We start from the raw sequence: 18,439 nt of genomic DNA, 5'->3' as shown, positions 1-18,439 counted from the left end.
TCCTTTTGCTGTTTCAACAAAAGGTTAACATAGAGAATGATATCGAACGATTTTCATTGTCCTTTCCATCCAGTACCCACCATACGGCACGCGCTTGCTGAGATGGCCATACAGGTGATGCAGCAGCAGGTTCCCTTCCAGCAGAATCCCGGCGTGGTTCCACTTATCCGCCTGCACCTGCATGATCACCATATCACCCGGTTGCGGTGGACCATCAAACTCACGGAACCCGCATTCATACCAGCAGTCCTGATAAAAATTGTCCGGATACTCCTTTTCCCACCACGGATAATCGACGCGGTAATCGTGCAGCTCGATGCCGTGGGTTTGCCGAAAATAGCTCATCACCAGGCCCCAGCAATCGTAGTGGCCCAGCACGAATGGTCGCTCGAGGAGCGGCAACTCACCACGCGGGTGGATGGTACGGAGATCGCCTTCTGGCCAGCTGATAATATGCCAGGGGAGAAGGGTCGCGTCGCATTGCGCTTTATCCAGTTCGCTCGGCTGGGTGGTGGCATCAGGATGGCTGTGAACAATACCGGTGATCGTTCCCCATTCCTCAACCTCCGCATAATCCTCCGGCGCCAGCACAAAATTATCTTTCGACTCTGTGGCCAGGTTCCGGCAGGGGAAATAACGCTCCGCTCGGCCCCTCTGGGCGACGAGGCCGCAGGCCTCGCGCGGATATTCTGCGGCCGCATGTTCCTGGATGGCCTTAATCGTTTTCTGACGCATATCAGCTCCTGATTAATGAAGTGCCGGGGAACCCGCCAAACGGCAGTTCGCTATTCTCACCATGACGTAATTTGCAGGCCGTGAGCGTTCCGTTGCAGACATCCTGCGACGGGTCATCAACTGGCTGATTGTTCCTGTCAAAATACCGGGTGCCGGCATAGTCGCACCCGTTACCGCTGCGGTATTGATTGCGGATACACCAGGTGCAAATCGCATGCAGCTGGCGAGTGGGGATCATCATCCCCTGCAGGGCAAACGGGCTGGAGAGAGTAAATTCCACCTTCTCATCGTCTTCATAATGCTTTACGTCGATGAAGAAAAGGCGCCGTTTCTCCTGCGTCGGATCAGCTGAGGCATTCCCTTTCGGAAAGTTCTTCGCATCGAGATACTGTTTTTGCGTGTCGTGGATGACAACCCGCGCCAGAGCCAGATCGTCGTAATGAAGACAGAGCGCGGATATCTTTCCGTCGATATTCCCTACCCGCAGCGTTGGCTGCGCGTCGCTGCCCGTGGTGGATGACTCGATCCCTTCGATGTCACATGGCCAGGCTTTATACTCGCGCCCCTGCCACCAGATGCTTTTCGCCGGCAGCTTATCCAGGTCGCCGCCAGCGGCGAGGATTTCGGCTGCAGTATGGGGAACGTTATAGCCGTGGAAATACAAAACCTCATCCAGGCCAAACGCCTGGCCATCGATCTCCAGGAGACGAACCTCATCGCCTGGCTCTAACTTCTGATAATTCGCGTTAAGGCTCATGGTTTAAATGCCTGAATAAAAGTGGCTGAAAGTGAGTAATTTCCGCCGCCCAGAGGCACCGGTTTATATTGTTCGCAGCGGAAAAGCCCCACCTCTTCCAGAGGCGGGGTCCACTGAAACGCGCGGGTGCCTGCATGACGGTCGAAGAACTGCTTAATCGGACGGATATAGTCCTCCGTACCGACAAAACTCAGCTCCCAATCCTGTGATCGGGTGTTAATACCATCGCCGGATACCTGCGTATACCCGTCACCGAACTGCGCCTTCCGGACACGAAAGTTAACGGTCTGCTGGGGATTAACCCGCGGACTCCAGGTGAATATCTCAATAGCCATTAGCGTTGCCCTTTAACTGCATTCCAGACCATCCCGCCAGGGCGCATATCCTGCGCCATCAGCTCCCTGTATTTTTTCTCCACAAACGAGCCGATCTGCTGGCCAAACTGCTCAAAACCTGACGGCGCCTGCGTTGAGGTGTTTCCGCCTTCAATCGTGATATAGACTTTTGGCCCTTCCGACGCGCCGGCGTTCTGACCACCACCGACAGCGCGTACACCCAGCGAACCATCGCCGGCACGCGTCAGTGGCATGATGGCCTCCGGCCCGGCCTCGCCAAATACGCCGGCCCCTTTTGCGAAAGCGAAGAACTGCGGAGAGTCGTAGACCTGGTTGCTGTATGCGCTCAGCGACGGCGAGTCGTAAACGCCGCCTTTGGCGTTGAACTGGAAGTTACTGGCGGCATTCTGGATCGCCGTCCCCGAGCCTGCGCCCGCAGCGCCCGTGACAACGCTGGTCCCGACGCCCACCACGCCCATAATGGTTTGCATGACGGAACTGGTGACCAGCGCCTGAGCGGCCATATCAACGAGGTTTTTTATGATCGACTGCGTGAGCGAGGAAAACAGGTCAGCCATGTTCTCCTTAAAGCTTCTCGTCCGCGTCAGCATGCTCGTCAGGAAGTTGCTTGAGCGCTCATGGGCCGTTTCAAATAACCCGACGGCCAGGCTCTGGAATTCTCCCTGTGATCGGTATAACTCCAGTGACGTCTGATACTGCGCATCGGCGGATTCTTTCGTCGCCTTCTGCATCAGCATTTCGTACTGTTCTTTGCTGATCGCGCTGCCCTGGTAGTACGCCTGCAGCAATGCCTGCCGCTGCGCAAGCTGATTGCGCAGCGAGACCAGTGGATCAACTTCGCCGGCGATATCCAGTGCCGGCGCAGCGATTTCATCGGCATGCGCCTGCAGCAGCTCTTTCGCAGTATCTCTGGCCAGCGTTATTCGTGCGGCCTGGTACTCTTTTTCATCAAGAAGGCGGGCTTTGAAAAGCTCAGCCAGGTCCCGGCTGGCTTCCTGCTCTTTTCGCAGATTTTCCTGGGCGGGGGAATACTGCGCGGCCAGATCCAGTCGCTGTTTCTGGTAATTCTCTGCGTTCATTAACAGCGCGCGCTGCAGGTCAGCATCACTGGCGCCATTTTTCTTCGCCGCTTCCTGCAGCTCCCTGTTACTGTCCTTTTCCTGCAGGTTAATTCTGGCCAGGCTGGACGCATGGGCTTCTTCAATTTGCTGCCGCAGCGTTTTGAACTGGTCGACCTTGGACTTACTGCCTTTCCCCGTGCCGGTACCGCCATCGCCGCCCCAGGGATTTCCATCTCCGGTCTCTTTGGGGGGCGTGCTTAACGCCCCTTTCAGATCGTCCGTAAGGGAGGTTATTTTTCCCGATAAACCCAGCTGAGCCAGTGTTTTTGCATCACTGACACGCTTAATGTTTTCCTCGGTTTTGCGGAGTCCCTCGTTAACGCTATCGAGATCCGCCCGTGCACGCGCCTGGCCTTTTGTTACCCCTTCCAGCTGGCCGAAGGGGTCAAACCCTTTCAGGCTGTCGATACGACTGTCGGCATCCTGAATCTCTTTCATCAGCTGGTTACGCTGCACGACCTGGTTTTCGTACTGATCCTCCAGGTCGAACTGCTTCACATTTAGCTGGTTAAGCGAGAGGCGCATCAGCGCTTCACTGGTTTCGACTACGGCATCTTTTAAATCAATGGCTGACTGCCTGGCCTCCTTTGCTTTCTCATGAAAGTAAAGGAGGCCCGAACCGGCCAGCATCGCGGCGCCGAACGGACCACCGATTATATTTAATGCACCTCTTGCCAGCCCCACCGCAACGGAGGCCGCGCGGGCTGATATCGACAATTGCCGGTTTGCCGCCGCCAGTTTCAGTTTCGCCTGGCTGGCCAGATTGGTTTGTTCAGTTTCCTGTCGGATGAGGCGGGTAAACTCATCCTGGTAACTGATATTCATCCCGTACTGTTTAGCCGTCCGCTCCATCTGCCGGTAGTGGCCAAACTCAGCGTCGTTCTGTTTCAGGATGGCAGCTGTCGAATCCAGAGTTTTGCGGGCAATATCCGCATCAGCCTGCGCCCGCGCTTTTACCGCCGCCTGGCTTTCCCGCCAGGCCGCGATATTCTCCCGCAGCCCTGCAGTCAGTTTCGTGGATAACACGGGGATCAGGCTGTAAAGCGCCACGCTGGAGACGGTGTTGAAATTGTCTGCCAGGCTGTTCAGTGCCTCCGTGGCAACCTGAATCCCGCTGCGAAGTGGCCCGTTACTGCTCTGGCCGATCTTAATGACCATCCCTTCAAACGCACTGCTCAGCCCCAGCAAATCGCCGTTCAGGTTGTTAACCCTGATGGATGCCTGCTCATGCGCCGTTTTGGTACCGGTCAGGGAAGCGGTCAGCTCATCAAGCTTTGAACGGTTCTGGACCAGGATAGACGCCGCATTCAGGTTCTCCACGCCAAACATTTTTACGGCCTGGGCCGTGGATAGATTTTTCCCGGAAAGAGTGGTCAGCGCCTGGCTGAGACCAACCACGGATGGCTTGAGGCTCTTGTCTGTGCCCTTTTCCAGGTTCAGGATGACGTTACGCAGCGCCGTGCCGGCTTCACCGCCTTTAATTTCACGCTCTGCCAGCACCTGAATCGCGGCATTCAGCTGCTCAAAACCAACGCCGGCCTGTGCGGCTGCAACGCCACCATTTTTAATGGCGGCCGCTGTATCCACAATCTCCGACGACCCGTACTTCGCGCCGGCGGCCAGCACGTTGATATAACGATCCGCTTCCTGCGCGCTCGCCCCGTACTGGTTTAAGGAGAGCGCCAGCGTTCTGGTCGCATCGGGCAGCGTTGTGCCGGCGGCCTGCGCCAGGATAAGCGCGCTGTTCGTAGCCTTCTGCAGTCCATCGGACGTTTTTAAAAGCTCCGGTTTAGCCGACGCCATCAGCTTTAACGCTTCGGCGGCCTGGCTGGCGCTGTACTCTGTCGTGCGCCCCATTTCCTGCGCAGCCAGATCCAGCGCTTTCATTTCAGCTGCAGTCGCACCGGTGATGGCCTGCAGATCTGATAACGCCTGTCCATATTGTCTGGACGTGGTGACGATCGTACCGATGGAAAGGCCGGCTCCTGCCAGCCCCGCCAGCCGGCTGGCCATCCCGGATATCGACAGACCGACCTTCTTATAGGCGTCTTCCGTCTTTTTCGCGTCCGCCTGGGCATTACGGTTAAACCGTCGTGACTGGTTCTCCGCATTGCCATACGCTCCCAGCAGCTGGGATTTAAAACTGGCTGCGTTCAGGTGCAGCCCGACCGCTAAAGATGCGACGTCTGCCATTACATTAATGCCCTCATGACTGCCGCGCATTCATCATCGACCCGGGATGGCGCAGGTGTGGTTTCGGTTGGTGGCGCGTTTTCATCGCCAGGACGGCGGAAAGTGCCCTGTTTCAGGAAATAGGCTCGCCAGTGGTACAGAGTGTTTGCCGGCAACGCGGCAATTTTGGATGGGTCAGGCTCGCCCCAGCGGTCGGCCAGCCAGAAAATCAGCTCCAGCCAGGGCGAGTCACTCAGTTTTTTTCCGCTTCCTCCAGCTTGCCGATTGCGTGTTGCTTCACTTTTTCCACTGCGGCCAGCAGTTCGGGGTTTTCATGGGCCTTCAGCAGCTCGGCTGCCGTGGGTTTAAACTCATCCGGAATGGCCGTTCCATCCGGCTGAACCAGTGCATCGATGACGATCTGGATGACTTGCTCCGATGCCTCGCGTGCTGCGCCAGCTTTTGCGGTTTCAGCCATTTTCTCTTCGTAGCTGATGAGGTAATCCCCGGTCAGGCGGCGGATGAATACGGTTGCGCCAAACAACTCGGTTTTAATGACGGTTGGCTCCGATTTAAGCAACGCGGATTTCAGCGTGGACAGGTAATCTTTATCTTTCACAGGTAGTCCTTAAAAATAAAAAGCCACCCGAAGGTGGCTGTTTACAGGTTAAGTTAATCAGGCGCCGCCGGAGACAGCGACGGTTCCCCAGGTGATCTTGTTCTGCTTACCCTGAACAGTGATCTGGATGACCTCATTCGCCGGAGCGGCGATTTCATTCATCTGCCAGCCGGACAGCGCCAGGAGCATCGTCGCTGTTCGCTTGTTGGGTAATTCGACGTATAACTGGATGGTCTTGCGGGCCTCTGCTGCATTCAGCAGCGCGGCAAAATCGGTATTGCCCGGATCATCAATGAAGCCCAGCGACTTTTCAGGCCCGTCAGGCAGATCGCTGATGGACTGTTTCTGCTTATCCAGTAACGTGGTGCAGTCGACAAAGCCCCCCGTCTGCCCCATTGCACCCAGCGCTTTACAGTTAATCAGCGGTTTCAGCGCTGACGTGGCAGCGCCAGGCTCCCCGTATTTCACAATGGTGCCCGCCGGCAACATCGCATATTCAGGCGAAGTTTTATCAGCCATGTTTCTCTCTCTTTTTATACGGCAGCGGATGCTACCTGTTTTCAATGCCGTTTCGGATTTCCACGGTTAACACGCGCAAAACGGTCTGGAGGTTGTAATCCAGGGCGGGTCGGATAAAGGGGTCTGCAACCTGTTTAACCGTGCCAAGCTCCTGCGCCAGCGCCTTCATATGGTGTTGCTTGCTGGGGCCAACACGGAGCGTTACAACCGCGTTCCCTTTACCCTTGCGGGTGGAAGAGCGGATTTTGATTGAGTCCCGCATGTGCGGCCCGGCAGACGTTTCGTCAAAGCCGGCATGCTGCTTCATATCTTCCTCGACGACCTTTAGCGCTTCGCGCCCGGCATCCCGCAATACCTTCGTCGCCACTTTTTCGCCCAGGGCCATTAACTGCCGCTCCAGCTCATCCAGCCCTTTAACTTCCATTCGGATCACGAGGAGTCCTCCACGTAGTGAATGATGAAATCGCGGGTCAGGCGATACTGAATGCGACGATTCGTCAGCTGGTTTTTATCCTGATGGATACCGCCTCGCTCCACATACTGAACCGTGATACCCTCCAGCTGGCCATGAACGACGGACTTCAGTTCCGTCCAGATTTTTTTATCCAGCTGCAGCAGTGAGGTGTAATCATCGAGACGGTACAGATTCACCTGGATACGGGCAGAGACGATCCCCGTTCGCAACATTCCCGAGACCATCTCCGGGTCAGAGATACGCTGAAAGGTCGCTCCTTCCTGGACCGTGTCCGGCAGTAAAAGCGGATACGCATTCATGCCGGTGATGCGCTCCAGCGCACCCTTAATCGCCAGCTCTATCATGCCGCCCGTCAGCCTCCCCCGTGATAATGATCCGGTCCGTTTTGCGGTCAATATTCCGGACGGTATAAACCAGATTTTTCGTCGTGATTTTCCAGTCAATATCAACCAGCACACCCGGATAGACCGTAAACAGGCAGGTTTCCACCACCTGCTGCTGATCCAGCGTGCGGACTTTTCGCCCCGATACCAGCTCCCGTTTTGCCCACGCTTTTCCCGATTCAACCTGCTTTTCCGGTAGCGGTTCGCCCAGCGGCCCCCGACCGGACTGAACGTAGCTAATCGCAATGCGACAGTTCATATCACCCGGTTTCAGGCTCATAGCGTATGCTCCTGCAGGGGGAAAAGAAGATGCCTCACCGCAGCGGTTTCCAGCCACTGTCCGGTATGGCCATTCAGATACGCATCGCTGACCAGAAACTGAATGGCCAGCCGGATATCTTCATCCGCGATAAATCCGCGGACGGTCTCCGGGAGTGCCTGCAGCTCTTCATCACTGGTGACCAGCTTGCAGTAATAATCACGCTCGATGCTCCGCTGTGCGGCGTTCACCATTTGCGTGAGCATGGCGTCATGCTCCGTGAAATCCAGTTCCAGGCGTAGCTGGGTTTTCACATCATCCAATGTCAGTATCAAAATCGCTGTCTCCCGGCTTCGGTTTCAGCGCGCGTTCGGCATCCTTCGGCCATACCGCGATACGGCGCTTAACCAGCTCTTCGGCGTGCGATCCTTCAAACCACGCGATATCACCACGGGAATAACGGCTATGCGGACCGAGGAACACAACGGATTTACGTTCTGCCTGTGCGACCACGGTCGCACGGTTATCCTGTGCGGTCTCAGTCGCATGGTTGTCCTGTGCGGTCTCGGTCGCATGGTTGTCCTGTACGACCGTTTCTTCCGGCTCCACTGCTTTATTTTTCGCAGCCATAACATTCTCCTTAAAGGGAAAAGCCCGCATATGCGGGCTTTATTAACAGAGGGGGTGGGTTAGAACAGGACGCCGGTACCCAGCACCAGGCCTTCCGGATGACGGAAGCCGATATCGTGTTCGAGGACGACGCGGATCAGCGACTGGTTACGCGAGAACGCGGAAACTGGGTTACCTTCTGCATCGAGATAGGTGGCTTCTCTGGAGAAATCGACCTTCATGGAACCATCTTCACCGATGACAACATCATTGAAGTCGGCGAAATAAATTTCCGTTTCCTTACCACTTTCGCCCAGGTTAACAGGGATCGCGCTGGTATACTGAATCGGATAGCCCTTGAGCATACCCTGTGCCATTTCCGGGTAGACTTTGTTGCCGTTGCCGTCACGCAGGCCAAACAGCTTCATATAGGTACGGTTCGACATACCCCAGCCGCAACGGATCATCAGGCTGTTGCCATCCATCGCCATCAGAATAATCTTGTCCAGGTACTCATCAACCGTGTTCAGGTTGATCGTGGAACCCGCTTCCCACGGCAGCAGGCGGTTCCACTGCGTCGCACGCGACTTCATACCAATCGGTGTATCGCCGGTACCGTCATCGCGCATAAACGCTTTATCCTCACGAACAGCGATGGCGGTCAGAATATCCTGCAGGACCAGCTGCTCAACGTTAAAACCGGCGCGACCAATCAGCTGGTTCGACATCGGGACCAGGGCGATCATGGTTTTGGCACTCAGTTTTACGTCGTCGAATTTTGATTCAGACGTCTTGGCATCCTTTCCTTCGCCGGTGTAGCTGGCCGTTGCACCGCCAGCCGAGCGCGGTAACGTCAGATTGCCGTTAGGCAGAGGAACGGAGCGGGCACCCAGCTTACGGACAATGGTACGGTCGCTCAGCAGCTCGATGACTTCGTTTTGCATGTTCTCCGGGATGAGCGCTCCACCGGAACCCGCAGCGGTGGAAATGGCCATCGATACGGACTGGTCATTCAGCTCTTCTGAAGCGAATTTTGCCGCGTCCTGCAGATTCCCTGCGCCTGCGGCGACAGACATCACCAGTCGGGTCATGCCAGCACCGGTGTACTGTTTCGGCTCCTGCTTAACAATAATGCCGGGGGCCTGCTGAGTCGCTTTCACGGGTTTTGCGACCAGCGCCGCAGCACGTTCGGCGGCTTCCAGGCGTTCAATTTTGGCGCTGATATCAGTGAACTGCTGCTGCAGGTTCGCAAACTCCGTCAGCTGCTCCGCAGTCAGCGTGCTGCCGCTGGCTTCAATGTTTGCCAGGGCCTGAACCTGTTCGTTGATACCCGCACGCTGACGACGCAATTCTTCAATATGTGGCATTTTATTTCTCTCTTTTTAGACATAAAAAAAGCAGCCTGCTGGCTGCTTAAGGTGACGCGGTTTGTGTTTGCGCGGGGTTACATTTTGGTTTGCAGATCCATCGCGGCTGCCTGCATCTGAATGGAGGTTTTTTGTCGGGGTTGCTGATACTTTGCCGCGATAGCATTGATCGCCGCCTGGGGGTCAGAGACTTCATCCGCCAGGCCGGCGGACACAGCGCCAGGGCCAAAATACAGCCCCGCCTGCGTATCAATGACGGCCTGCTGATTCAGGCCGCGATATTCGGCCACCGACCCCGTAAACGTCTCGTACATTTCGTCGATCATGCCCTGGAACATACCCAGCGACTCTTCACTCAGTGGTTCATGTTGGGTGCCGTTATTTTTGTTATCTCCCCGGTAAATGGTGGTGAACGTCAGCCCCATTTTTTCTTCCATCTTCGACGTATCGAGGTGCTCCATGATCACACCAATCGACCCCACGCCACTGGTCTGGCTGACGATGATTTTGCTGCAGGCCGATGCGATGAAATACGCGGCGGAATACGCGCTGTAGTTCACAATCGCCGTGATGGGTTTCGTGTCGCGAGACTGATAAATGTAATCGGCCAGCTCCTTGCACCCCACCGCTGCGCCGCCGCCGGAGTTAATATCCAGAACGATTTCGCTGATTGAGGGGTCGTTTAACGCCGCCTGCAGCTGCCCGCGGATCCGCTCGTAGCTGGTCAGCTCGGAGCACATCGCCGTAATCTGCCCCCGGCGTGGAACAAGAATGCCGTGAACGGGGATCACCGCCACCCCGCCGGTGGGCTGGACCTGCTCAGCTGCAGGTGATTTACCCGGATTCAGCGCCATCTGAATGACGGCATCTTCGGTGATCCCCTGAATACGGGGGATGAGCACCGCTTTCACGGAGTCCATTGTTTGCCGCGTCACGTAATGCGGCACACCAAAGACCATATCTGCCAGGTGCGGCAGGTTAATTAATTTCGTTGTCATGTTGTCTTCCAGGTCATCCCGCGTGGCGGGAAATAATCAGGCTCTGGCCAGAAGGGATTCTATTTCGGCCAGCTGTTTTGCTGTCGGCGACTTATCGCCAGGAAGGATCTTCGCGCTGTCGACCATATTGAGCGGCGTCAGGTATTTGTCCCCGCCAGCAATTGGCGGCAGATTCTCCATACGCCGGATATCGTTAGTGGATAGCCATCCCCACTGGCGGCCCAGCGCATACGATTCATAGCGTGACTTCTGGTCGCCTCGCAGCAGCCCGGAAACGTTGAACTCGATGTACAAATCGCGGCGTTCGCTGGGCAGAAGCAGATCGCGCTGCATCGCACCCTCATGGCGTTTCAGCCAGGCCAGCAGCGTATACATCACGAACTGCAGGCCCTGGTGCTCGATGTTGTTGTTGGTCGCTTTCGCCAGCATCTGCACCATATGTGGCGGGATTTTATAGAGCCGGCAGACCTCTTCCACGCCCCACTGCCGCGACTGTAGCAGCTGCGCCTTTTCGTTATCCTGCGACAGTTGTTTGTAGCTCATGCCCTCCTGCAGCAGTGCCACAGAGAACATATTGTGAATACCGGAATGGCGTTCGGTCCATTTCGCCAGCAGGCGATCAATAGCATCCTGGCTTTTAATGGTCGCAGCCTCTTTCGGACGCTCTATCACCCCGCTCATCGTTGTCCCGCGCCGGAATGTCGCTGCCGCATGCTCCTCAACGGCCAGATTCAGCCCCAAGACATCGGCGTTCGTCTGAATGGGGGAACTGCCGATATAGCCATCCAGAGAAAAGACCTTCACATGGTGCATCATGCGCATCGGCAGAATTTCACCGACTTCCGGGAGTTCGTAATACGGCATACCGTCCGGCCCTTTCAGCACAATGACCTTTTTCGGGTTAATGGGGATCAGCTCTTTCGGGTAGCCTTTTCCGTCCCGTTCAATGATCGAGTAGCAATTTCCCTCAAGCCCCAGCAACCCCTGCTGCTGCTCGAAATACTCGAATGAGGTGTCTTTCCTGTTGGGCTGGGAGTGAATCAGGTCATAAACCGGGTGGTCCGTCGCACGCTGGCGCCCGCCATTTTTATCCCGCCGGTAAAGTTCGCACGGCAGCTGCGCGACTGACTCCGCCAGGAGGGTGACACAGGCCCGGACCGCTGAAAGTCCAAGAGCGGTTTCCGGCGTGATTATGATGCCAGTTTTGCTCTGGCTTGAACGAACCCCGCCCAGCATGGCTTCCCAGAAGCTATTACCCGAGTATTGTCGGCCCCTGAACATCTGGGGTAGGAACATTATTTACCTCCGCCATTGCTGACGCCGGAGGAAAAGGCCCGGGTTGTCATATATGACCAGCCCAGACAAATAATCCCTCCTGTTATCAATCCCACTGATGGAGAAATAAGCCAGGCACCTGCGGATAACAATCCAGCACCAGTGAGGCCGACAATAAAACTCAGAACTGAAATTAGCATGCTATATCTTCCTCATCGTATACGGATGTCATCACTGAACTGTTAAGCATGGCGCGCCCCAGCCCCATCATTAAACCAACCGCACCATCTATCTTGTTCTGCCGCCCTTCTTTCCCGGGACGCACAATATCGTCACTTCCGGGAAGGTACTGGCCGACGATATTGGAAATACACCAGTTCATGACAGGGTGTCCGTCATGATGGAATCTCCCCGAGATGAGCGCAGCCTCAATCTCTCTCATAGGATCACTCATATGGGTAAAATTTTGTCTTATCTCGACAGGCTCAAGCCCCTCTTCCTCAAGCATGTGACGTAATGAAGTCGCGCCATAAGGATCAATGGGGCATTGGGCAATTTTTACGGTATTCCGCAGCTTCAGGATCGTTTCAAATATCAGCCTGTAATCAACTTCGCCACCATCGGTCGGGATCAACTTACCCTGCCGGACAAAGGACTGATAACGTTCTGCGGTACTTTTCAGCGCGGTCTCCTGCGAGTAAATGGTTTCTTCTGGTGCCCAAAACAGAGGAGAAACACAGTAAAAATGTGTTATTCCGTCTATTTCACGACGAAAAACTGGAACCACGGCATTGAGGTCAACTTTCGAGGCCAGATCGATACCCAGCCAGCATTCTTCCCCTTCAAAATCTGACAACTTAAGGTTTTTATCGGCTGCATCCATCCATTTTCTCAGGTCGTAATAAGCTGATTTTGCGCTTACCCAGCGATTGAAATGCTTGGTCAGAATCTTGTTTGTCTGCCCGGGCGTCGACATACCCAATAATTGTTTAGCCCGGAGAAAATCTGCTTTTACCGAAATGCCATAGTTGGGGTTTGCCTTGATTAATGCCTCAGGAGTCGTCCAGTCATCATCGTCATCAAGGCCATAAATCAGACCAAATATGGTTTCATTTTCCTCGCCATTACGGGTTCTCCGCAGGATCTCTACAACCTGAGTACGCTTTTCATAGCAAGGGGATGTAATGTCATAGCCGGCAGTGGTGATGATCAGTGTCATCGGTTGTTCACGAGCCCCCATACCGGTGGTCATGGTGGTGTAAAGCGCATCAGTAGTATGTTCGTGATATTCATCAATGATGGCGCATGATGGCGAATCACCATCCCCCGGGTCACCGATCACAGGCGCAAAAACCGAACCGTCAGGGCGCGTCATTTTTTTTGCCCAGGGTTTTATCGAGAATTTTTGCCGCAATGCCGGCAGCTTTTTCACCATTTGCAGCGCCGGAGAAAATACCTTCCATGCCTGTTTTTCAGTCGTGGCGCCGCAATAGACTTCTGCACCATGCTCGCCATCTGCACAAAACATATAATTTCCTACAGCAGCGGCAATAGCGGATTTCCCGTTCTTCCTGGGCACCTCGATATAGATTTCAGAGAAACGACGCAGGCCTGTCTTCTTGTGTACCCATCCAAACGGTACGCCAAGAGCGAACTTCTGCCAGGCTTCAAATTCAATCCGGAGTTTACGCCGGGCCCATTCCCCTGAGGTATGAGGCATTTTCTGGGCAAAACGAAGAAATCGTTCTGCTTTGTTTTTATCGAAGCGGTAGGGCCAGTGGGGATCCTTTGCTCGTTCGAGGTCGTCCAGATGTCGCTGACAGGCAAGTATCGTTAACTGACACGCCAGAATCTTCCCGCCAACGATATCCCGCGCATACTGGTTCGCTGCATTGACGTTCGGATAGGTTGCCATCAGTCAAACTCATCGAATTCATTCCCGTCATCGTCCGGATCCTTTTGTCCGCTGGTCATGCGAAGACGACTGAGCGGATCTAACCCCAACAGAGAGCCCAGGCGGGCAAGCTGGGAAACCGAGTCATTCCGGACATTAACTGCAGGGTGTTTTTTCAGCCCCCCCATTTCACTTTCTGAGGTCAGTCCGCTGGCCAGCATTTTTTCGGCTTCGAGCATCAGATGAAAAGCATTGCAGTAAGCCAGTAACAAAGGTGCGTCCTCCAGCTCAAACACCCCTCGGTCGATGAGTATTTTGCTTTGCGTCTTCCACATTCTTATTGCCGCCTCCCCCATTAACTCAGCGGGAGGCGCAATACGTGTTAATTTGCTTTTTTGCCCGGTGGGTAAAGTGGGTTTTCGGCCACCACCGGACGATCGAATTCCTCCGGCCATAAACGTTCCTTTGATAGATGAAACCTTCCGGAAAAAAGTTTCTTATTTCTGGCGTGTAAAAATAGACTTCAACGGGCAGTCCCGAAGCGCGAAAGGGGTCAGGGATTTGCTCCCCCCTACCCCTGGCTGCAGCTGCCTCTGTCGAGGTGGAGGTCGTCATTCCGGCTGCGCCGGCGGCGAATACGGTTCGCATTGCGTGGGCCGGCGTATCTCAGACGTTCAATGAACACCAGTTGTTATACCGGCGATCAGGATCCTGTCTCGGTAGCGGAGCCTCCATCGGCCTGCAGTACGCTTTCTGGTAGCCGTTCATCTAATGGCTGGTTCTCGAACACCTTCATGCCAAACTGACCGATCCAGGTGCTGACTGAGTTGATGTTCCCTGCGATGAAGTCGGTCACCTCGGCGATCAATCCTTTAACGACGACATCCGTACTCTGACGCCAGTAATTCTCAATCGCGACCAGCAACGGATCGGAACCATTACTGACAGATTGTTCACCTACGCTATACGTTTTTTTCTTCGCGCTATCGGTGATACATCGCAGCTGGCTGGTCTGGACGGCCCCAGCCTCTGCAGCGATGACCTGCATCGTCAACGTAGCCACTTTGTTCCCGTCTGCATCAGCGCTGGATGCATAGAACATGGAAAGCGTCAGATCCGTGCGTTGATACATCATTGCTTACCTCTACGACGATGACGTGAACGGCGACCACCGGGAACCATTGTCTGTTGTTCCTGCACCAACTCCCCCTCTAAAGGCTCCTGATCCAGTGCAGGTGATGAAACAGGGGCCGGAGCAATATCATGTGCAATCGTCAGTTTCAGCAGTGGGCGGCCGCCCTGGACATGCTCAAAATGGATGCCATGTACGGCTTCATTCATTCGTGACTGACCATCCGTCTCCAGAACGGTCAAAACACCATCAACGTATTCAATTTTGAAACTCTTCATCGGGTTCTCTCTGTTGCTGTTTTCTTGCTGTGGCAGGTCCAGCACAATGACTCCAGATTAAAGTCATCATCGGTACCGCCATGAGCTTTAGGAATGATGTGGTCGACACTTGAGGCTTTCGTGGCAATACCGTCTCGCCTGCAGTTCTGACAAAGGTATTTATCCCTCTTCATGATACGGGCCCGTTTAATTTCCCACGGTCGACCATAACCACGTTCCTGCCGAGTTTTTCCGGGCTGATAGTTACGCCAGCCATCACCAGCGTGTTGCTGCCTATGCATCTCACAGTATCCTCCGACATCATTGGTCACAGCCGTGCATCCTCTGTGCCGGCAAGGTCGTTTAGCTCGTGGCGGCATAAACATCCTCGAGCATGAGTTGAGGGAGAAGAGTTAAAGCGGCACTGTCGATGGGAAACTCTGAAACGGGCAGCGATGAGCATGACAATCCGTCACACTCAATCGCCACCAGCTTCTCGTCTACGTATGCAATTTTTAAGTTCTTCATCGCGTTACCTTTTGCGAATAAAAAAGCCCCGCAGATGCGAGGCTACTGGTTAAATATCAGGGTGTTACTGTGAAAGCTCAGAGTGTAAGGTTGCGGCTCAGCCTATCTGTGGTGGGACACAGTTAAATATTGTACTTGCAGAGGAATGGCTGATTAGCTCTGCTTAAGGAACTTTAAAATGGAAGAAGAAATTAAATATAACATCGAGGTGGATTGCTCAACTCTGGAGTCTGCAGCAAAAGAAATAAGAGCTCTCAAAGGTCTTCTGGCAACTATGTTTGTTTGCCTTGATCAGGATATGAAGGGTGTCGTAATACATCAACTTTCGCAGATTGATGATGAATACAACCAGAAAAACTTGGAGATGCTAAAGCAAATCCAACATATCCATAACCGACCTTAATAGCTATGGCAGACGGTTACAGGCTGTCTGCCGATCTATTATTTATTTCGATATCTTAATTGTAGTTCCGCAATCTTACAGTCCATAAAGTGTAGTAGTGCCTCAGCAGCATCTAACCGTTTGAATACCTCATCAATGTTTGGCTGCATACCTGAAGCGTATATCTTACCCTGCGTTTGAATGCTCCAAGCACTGACAGAGGTCAGGGTATTATCCGGTTTATAACACTCTGCAGAGGAAATTGCCGCTGAGACTACAAGCTCCTGCAGGTCTGGGCGATCATGTTCCACCACCAGAGATTCATCATTCGCATTGACATCATAAGATAAGGTAAACGGAGCGGTAGCATTGCCTGATATAACCTTCTCGACCAGCACGCAACCAGACTGAATGACTTTAAATCTGACTTTGACCCCACAGACAATGCCATCATTAATCTGTTGAAGGTTTGTAATAGTGACTTTCAACGTTTTCAAGTTGCTTCTCCTCATTATCTCTTAAAAGGGATATCGTTTTTTTATCCCTTAGAGGGGATAGACGTTCGCACCGATTCGTAAATCCGCTCACAGGGCATTCCTGTTTCCCCTGATTGGTTTTGTCACATATTCTCGTCCAGGATGTCCTCAAGCCATGAAACCGGCTAAAAAAAAGGCCGCATAGATATGCGACCTTTGGTTAGTACCAGTTAGAAAACTAAAATCTCTCAGGAGCCACCCAAGAGAGGCTTTTCTGCTTTTTAACTGACCACTGCCGTTTCGGTGTTGGCTGGCAGTGATAACGTGATGATAGCTTCATTTAAGTTATCGATAGCATTTAAATATCGAAAGAGCTCATTGAACCAATCATTTTCAACTTGCCGGAACATTCAACCAGAGCAACAGGCTTCTATGCTGGTCTTTTGAGAGCAATTATCAGTTCGCCCTAACGAGGCTGGTAACTAACATATTATTCGATGGTTCCTTAGACAGTGACCCATAAATCTAATTGTTTAATGTACCATTGGATGGGCACACAAATAACCACACCATCCCCAAAGTTAACAGATTTGATAACACACCCTTGTGGCGGAAAAAATTCCGCACCAGTCTGGGGCCGGATCGAGCGCTCAATGCCGTAACGATAACCGCATGGTAGTTGTGGTAGTAAGTTTACTGTCATGAGTGGCTACTTAGTTAAGAGTGGTTTGAGATCCTATAGTGCATGACATCCCCTGAATTAGATACAAACATTTCGATGCTGAAAGCTTGAATGTCTTGTTTTCAGATTTTTTGTTCACTTAAGGCCACTTATTTCATGTGCTATGCCTGTTACTTACTCACCGCCCGATAGTACGCCTGCCAGCGATACTTATCCAAACGGAGCTGGCGCAGGCATTGAGCGGTTTCTACATCAGACTGTAAATCTTCATCGCTGTCATTCCCTGCGTCACTTGCTTTGCACGGCGGACTCATCAAATCCGGGGATGGAGTTGGCAGCATCGATGGCGCGCTGACGCAACTGCACAGCAGCATCATCAAACCTACACACAGTACGATTCGGAGACTGAACATATTTCACCACGTCGCGGGTTATTGTTTTGTAGATGACCTTACCCGCTTCGTTAGCAGTCGCGGCCTTTTCCTCTACAGGCTTAATGGCATTCTCGGCCTTCTCTCTCTTCTTCGCAGCCTGAGCATTGATGTGATCAGCGTGGGAACTCCATCCCATACGCCATGAAATGGCACAGGACATTAGCAGGATTGCTATTGCGATGATAACGGCGGTTAAGCGACTCATCTTTGCTCCCATAAACACACTTCACGCTCAATTTCCCTCCGGGTAATAAGTCCTTTCCACTGCTTACCTTTGGCATAGGTCCAGCGGCGCAGCTGATCACACGCACCTTTCTGGTCACCCTGGTTGATTTTGCGAAGCAGAGTAGAGGTCTGGAAGTTCCCGGCTCCGACGTTATAGGCGAATGAGTACAGAGCCCCACGCATTGTTTCTGGGATCGGTTTTTTGATGTAAGGGTTGATCTGCCAGGCGACGGTATTCAGGTCTTTATTTAGTAGCGCCCGACACTCTGCCTCGGTATAGGTTTTGCCGAGCATGATGTCTTTACCTGCGTGGCCGTAGCAAACCGTCCAGACACCTACCACATCCTGATAAGGGGAGTATCGCACTCCCTCAAGCCCATCATTACCCATCGGGCCAGTGATGAGTGCAGAGGCAATCGCCAGGGCCCCGCCGCCCACCGCCGCAAGAACAGTTTTACGTAGTGTCGGAGACATTATTCACCTCGAGCAGCTTTTCGCCGGTCTTCTTTAATTTTGAAGTACAGATTCGTCAGGTATGTCAGCAAGCCAAATACCAGACTTCCCAGAACACCAATGGCGGCCCACTGGGATGGGGATACTTTGTCGAGCAATTGCAACATCCAGAACCCCGCGTTACCTGCGGACGTTCCGTAGGCAATACCTGTTGTTAGCTTGTCCATTCGATACATACTCCACCTCCGGGTTAACGGGGTGCTTTGTGTTTGATAAGGTTCAGGACCGGCAGGAGGAAATCTTATCAATGATGATTCCAGGTACCTGAAAA

At 53.4% G+C, this 18,439-nt stretch carries 26 protein-coding genes; 1 reads left to right on the top strand and 25 read right to left on the bottom strand.

Annotated elements, in window-relative coordinates:
• Positions 1-24 precede the first annotated feature (24 nt).
• From KHQ26_RS19600 to KHQ26_RS19500, 21 genes are all read right to left on the bottom strand, one after another.
• Positions 25-735, bottom strand: a complete 711-nt coding sequence (locus tag KHQ26_RS19600; RefSeq protein WP_023317958.1) for a C40 family peptidase — start codon at positions 733-735, stop codon at positions 25-27.
• A gap of 1 nt (position 736) precedes the next feature.
• Positions 737-1,492, bottom strand: a complete 756-nt coding sequence (locus tag KHQ26_RS19595) for a phage minor tail protein L (protein ID WP_032429393.1) — start codon at positions 1,490-1,492, stop codon at positions 737-739.
• Positions 1,489-1,827, bottom strand: coding sequence for a phage tail protein (locus tag KHQ26_RS19590; RefSeq protein ID WP_014228916.1), 339 nt, complete (start codon positions 1,825-1,827; stop codon positions 1,489-1,491). Before KHQ26_RS19590 ends, KHQ26_RS19595 begins: the two co-directional genes overlap by 4 nt.
• Complete coding sequence (locus KHQ26_RS19585; RefSeq protein WP_117254518.1) at positions 1,827-5,162, bottom strand: phage tail tape measure protein; 3,336 nt, start codon at positions 5,160-5,162, stop codon at positions 1,827-1,829. The genes KHQ26_RS19590 and KHQ26_RS19585 overlap by 1 nt, the downstream gene beginning before the upstream one ends.
• A gap of 232 nt (positions 5,163-5,394) precedes the next feature.
• Positions 5,395-5,760, bottom strand: a complete 366-nt coding sequence (locus tag KHQ26_RS19580; protein ID WP_014228914.1) for a phage tail protein — start codon at positions 5,758-5,760, stop codon at positions 5,395-5,397.
• A 57-nt stretch (positions 5,761-5,817) separates the two neighbouring features.
• Positions 5,818-6,279: a major tail shaft subunit gene (locus tag KHQ26_RS19575; protein ID WP_014228913.1), complete on the bottom strand. Its 462-nt coding sequence runs from the start codon at positions 6,277-6,279 to the stop codon at positions 5,818-5,820.
• A gap of 31 nt (positions 6,280-6,310) precedes the next feature.
• On the bottom strand, positions 6,311-6,703 hold the full coding sequence (locus KHQ26_RS19570; protein ID WP_014228912.1) for an HK97-gp10 family putative phage morphogenesis protein: 393 nt from the start codon (positions 6,701-6,703) through the stop codon (positions 6,311-6,313).
• A 5-nt stretch (positions 6,704-6,708) separates the two neighbouring features.
• Positions 6,709-7,098 (bottom strand): hypothetical protein, encoded by a 390-nt coding sequence (locus tag KHQ26_RS19565; protein ID WP_023279517.1) that lies wholly within the window; start codon positions 7,096-7,098, stop codon positions 6,709-6,711.
• Positions 7,079-7,417: a head-tail adaptor protein gene (locus tag KHQ26_RS19560; protein WP_014228910.1), complete on the bottom strand. Its 339-nt coding sequence runs from the start codon at positions 7,415-7,417 to the stop codon at positions 7,079-7,081. Before KHQ26_RS19560 ends, KHQ26_RS19565 begins: the two co-directional genes overlap by 20 nt.
• Positions 7,414-7,731, bottom strand: a complete 318-nt coding sequence (locus tag KHQ26_RS19555) for a head-tail connector protein (RefSeq protein ID WP_020317538.1) — start codon at positions 7,729-7,731, stop codon at positions 7,414-7,416. The genes KHQ26_RS19560 and KHQ26_RS19555 overlap by 4 nt, the downstream gene beginning before the upstream one ends.
• Positions 7,712-8,026 (bottom strand): hypothetical protein, encoded by a 315-nt coding sequence (locus KHQ26_RS19550; RefSeq protein WP_023279518.1) that lies wholly within the window; start codon positions 8,024-8,026, stop codon positions 7,712-7,714. The genes KHQ26_RS19555 and KHQ26_RS19550 overlap by 20 nt, the downstream gene beginning before the upstream one ends.
• Positions 8,027-8,085: 59 nt before the next feature.
• Entirely contained in the window at positions 8,086-9,372 is a 1,287-nt protein-coding gene (locus tag KHQ26_RS19545; RefSeq protein ID WP_114258124.1) for a phage major capsid protein, read from the bottom strand.
• Positions 9,373-9,449: 77 nt separating this feature from the next.
• Entirely contained in the window at positions 9,450-10,370 is a 921-nt protein-coding gene (locus KHQ26_RS19540) for a S49 family peptidase (RefSeq protein ID WP_014907815.1), read from the bottom strand.
• Positions 10,371-10,406: 36 nt separating this feature from the next.
• A complete protein-coding gene (locus tag KHQ26_RS19535; RefSeq protein ID WP_023279520.1) occupies positions 10,407-11,666 on the bottom strand; it encodes a phage portal protein in 1,260 nt (419 codons plus the stop codon).
• Positions 11,666-11,845: a hypothetical protein gene (locus KHQ26_RS19530; RefSeq protein WP_017898992.1), complete on the bottom strand. Its 180-nt coding sequence runs from the start codon at positions 11,843-11,845 to the stop codon at positions 11,666-11,668. Before KHQ26_RS19530 ends, KHQ26_RS19535 begins: the two co-directional genes overlap by 1 nt.
• Positions 11,839-13,560, bottom strand: a complete 1,722-nt coding sequence (locus KHQ26_RS19525; protein WP_021462603.1) for a terminase large subunit — start codon at positions 13,558-13,560, stop codon at positions 11,839-11,841. The genes KHQ26_RS19530 and KHQ26_RS19525 overlap by 7 nt, the downstream gene beginning before the upstream one ends.
• Positions 13,560-13,994, bottom strand: a complete 435-nt coding sequence (locus tag KHQ26_RS19520; RefSeq protein ID WP_012542168.1) for a phage terminase small subunit P27 family — start codon at positions 13,992-13,994, stop codon at positions 13,560-13,562. The genes KHQ26_RS19525 and KHQ26_RS19520 overlap by 1 nt, the downstream gene beginning before the upstream one ends.
• A 248-nt stretch (positions 13,995-14,242) precedes the next feature.
• Positions 14,243-14,674 carry a hypothetical protein gene (locus KHQ26_RS19515; protein ID WP_014907818.1) on the bottom strand — a complete coding sequence of 144 codons (432 nt, stop codon included), beginning with the start codon at positions 14,672-14,674 and terminating at the stop codon, positions 14,243-14,245.
• Positions 14,671-14,994 carry a hypothetical protein gene (locus KHQ26_RS19510; RefSeq protein ID WP_072420408.1) on the bottom strand — a complete coding sequence of 108 codons (324 nt, stop codon included), beginning with the start codon at positions 14,992-14,994 and terminating at the stop codon, positions 14,671-14,673. Before KHQ26_RS19510 ends, KHQ26_RS19515 begins: the two co-directional genes overlap by 4 nt.
• The gene (locus tag KHQ26_RS19505) at positions 14,946-15,308 is read right to left on the bottom strand and encodes an HNH endonuclease (RefSeq protein ID WP_032428746.1); all 363 of its coding nucleotides are present in this window, start codon (positions 15,306-15,308) and stop codon (positions 14,946-14,948) included. The genes KHQ26_RS19510 and KHQ26_RS19505 overlap by 49 nt, the downstream gene beginning before the upstream one ends.
• Entirely contained in the window at positions 15,292-15,456 is a 165-nt protein-coding gene (locus tag KHQ26_RS19500; protein ID WP_162838183.1) for a hypothetical protein, read from the bottom strand. The genes KHQ26_RS19505 and KHQ26_RS19500 overlap by 17 nt, the downstream gene beginning before the upstream one ends.
• Positions 15,457-15,634: 178 nt before the next feature.
• On the opposite strand from KHQ26_RS19500, the gene KHQ26_RS19495 reads away from it, so the two are divergent.
• A complete protein-coding gene (locus KHQ26_RS19495) occupies positions 15,635-15,859 on the top strand; it encodes a hypothetical protein (RefSeq protein WP_032749552.1) in 225 nt (74 codons plus the stop codon).
• 38 nt (positions 15,860-15,897) lie between these two features.
• Here KHQ26_RS19495 and KHQ26_RS19490 read toward each other — a convergent pair whose 3' ends face one another.
• The 4 genes from KHQ26_RS19490 to KHQ26_RS19475 all read right to left on the bottom strand — a co-directional run bounded on the left by KHQ26_RS19490 (position 15,898) and on the right by KHQ26_RS19475 (position 18,344).
• Positions 15,898-16,335: a hypothetical protein gene (locus KHQ26_RS19490; protein ID WP_050597574.1), complete on the bottom strand. Its 438-nt coding sequence runs from the start codon at positions 16,333-16,335 to the stop codon at positions 15,898-15,900.
• Positions 16,336-17,284: 949 nt separating this feature from the next.
• Complete coding sequence (locus KHQ26_RS19485) at positions 17,285-17,635, bottom strand: hypothetical protein (protein ID WP_016160650.1); 351 nt, start codon at positions 17,633-17,635, stop codon at positions 17,285-17,287.
• Positions 17,632-18,129, bottom strand: coding sequence for a lysozyme (locus tag KHQ26_RS19480; protein WP_023317653.1), 498 nt, complete (start codon positions 18,127-18,129; stop codon positions 17,632-17,634). The genes KHQ26_RS19485 and KHQ26_RS19480 overlap by 4 nt, the downstream gene beginning before the upstream one ends.
• Positions 18,129-18,344: a class II holin family protein gene (locus KHQ26_RS19475; RefSeq protein WP_016160648.1), complete on the bottom strand. Its 216-nt coding sequence runs from the start codon at positions 18,342-18,344 to the stop codon at positions 18,129-18,131. The genes KHQ26_RS19480 and KHQ26_RS19475 overlap by 1 nt, the downstream gene beginning before the upstream one ends.
• Positions 18,345-18,439 lie beyond the last annotated feature (95 nt).

It is taken from the genome of Klebsiella sp. 10, assembly GCF_018223925.1.
In the GTDB taxonomy this organism is placed as follows: domain Bacteria; phylum Pseudomonadota; class Gammaproteobacteria; order Enterobacterales; family Enterobacteriaceae; genus Klebsiella; species Klebsiella pneumoniae.
The sequence above is the reverse complement of the archived record's forward strand: the minus strand, read 5'-3'. Positions and strand labels throughout refer to the sequence as shown.

Bases quoted from the DNA above. Each gene is read 5' to 3' on its own strand.
- KHQ26_RS19600 (WP_023317958.1), bottom strand. From the start codon at position 735: ATGCGTCAGAAAACGATTAAGGCCATCCAGGAACATGCGGCCGCAGAA.
- KHQ26_RS19595 (WP_032429393.1), bottom strand. From the start codon at position 1,492: ATGAGCCTTAACGCGAATTATCAGAAGTTAGAGCCAGGCGATGAGGTT.
- KHQ26_RS19590 (WP_014228916.1), bottom strand. From the start codon at position 1,827: ATGGCTATTGAGATATTCACCTGGAGTCCGCGGGTTAATCCCCAGCAG.
- KHQ26_RS19585 (WP_117254518.1), bottom strand. From the start codon at position 5,162: ATGGCAGACGTCGCATCTTTAGCGGTCGGGCTGCACCTGAACGCAGCC.
- KHQ26_RS19575 (WP_014228913.1), bottom strand. From the start codon at position 6,279: ATGGCTGATAAAACTTCGCCTGAATATGCGATGTTGCCGGCGGGCACC.
- KHQ26_RS19570 (WP_014228912.1), bottom strand. From the start codon at position 6,703: ATGGAAGTTAAAGGGCTGGATGAGCTGGAGCGGCAGTTAATGGCCCTG.
- KHQ26_RS19565 (WP_023279517.1), bottom strand. From the start codon at position 7,098: ATGATAGAGCTGGCGATTAAGGGTGCGCTGGAGCGCATCACCGGCATG.
- KHQ26_RS19560 (WP_014228910.1), bottom strand. From the start codon at position 7,417: ATGAGCCTGAAACCGGGTGATATGAACTGTCGCATTGCGATTAGCTAC.
- KHQ26_RS19550 (WP_023279518.1), bottom strand. From the start codon at position 8,026: ATGGCTGCGAAAAATAAAGCAGTGGAGCCGGAAGAAACGGTCGTACAG.
- KHQ26_RS19545 (WP_114258124.1), bottom strand. From the start codon at position 9,372: ATGCCACATATTGAAGAATTGCGTCGTCAGCGTGCGGGTATCAACGAA.
- KHQ26_RS19540 (WP_014907815.1), bottom strand. From the start codon at position 10,370: ATGACAACGAAATTAATTAACCTGCCGCACCTGGCAGATATGGTCTTT.
- KHQ26_RS19535 (WP_023279520.1), bottom strand. From the start codon at position 11,666: ATGTTCCTACCCCAGATGTTCAGGGGCCGACAATACTCGGGTAATAGC.
- KHQ26_RS19530 (WP_017898992.1), bottom strand. From the start codon at position 11,845: ATGCTAATTTCAGTTCTGAGTTTTATTGTCGGCCTCACTGGTGCTGGA.
- KHQ26_RS19525 (WP_021462603.1), bottom strand. From the start codon at position 13,560: ATGGCAACCTATCCGAACGTCAATGCAGCGAACCAGTATGCGCGGGAT.
- KHQ26_RS19520 (WP_012542168.1), bottom strand. From the start codon at position 13,994: ATGGCCGGAGGAATTCGATCGTCCGGTGGTGGCCGAAAACCCACTTTA.
- KHQ26_RS19515 (WP_014907818.1), bottom strand. From the start codon at position 14,674: ATGATGTATCAACGCACGGATCTGACGCTTTCCATGTTCTATGCATCC.
- KHQ26_RS19505 (WP_032428746.1), bottom strand. From the start codon at position 15,308: ATGCCGCCACGAGCTAAACGACCTTGCCGGCACAGAGGATGCACGGCT.
- KHQ26_RS19500 (WP_162838183.1), bottom strand. From the start codon at position 15,456: ATGAAGAACTTAAAAATTGCATACGTAGACGAGAAGCTGGTGGCGATT.
- KHQ26_RS19495 (WP_032749552.1), top strand. From the start codon at position 15,635: ATGGAAGAAGAAATTAAATATAACATCGAGGTGGATTGCTCAACTCTG.
- KHQ26_RS19485 (WP_016160650.1), bottom strand. From the start codon at position 17,635: ATGAGTCGCTTAACCGCCGTTATCATCGCAATAGCAATCCTGCTAATG.
- KHQ26_RS19480 (WP_023317653.1), bottom strand. From the start codon at position 18,129: ATGTCTCCGACACTACGTAAAACTGTTCTTGCGGCGGTGGGCGGCGGG.
- KHQ26_RS19475 (WP_016160648.1), bottom strand. From the start codon at position 18,344: ATGTATCGAATGGACAAGCTAACAACAGGTATTGCCTACGGAACGTCC.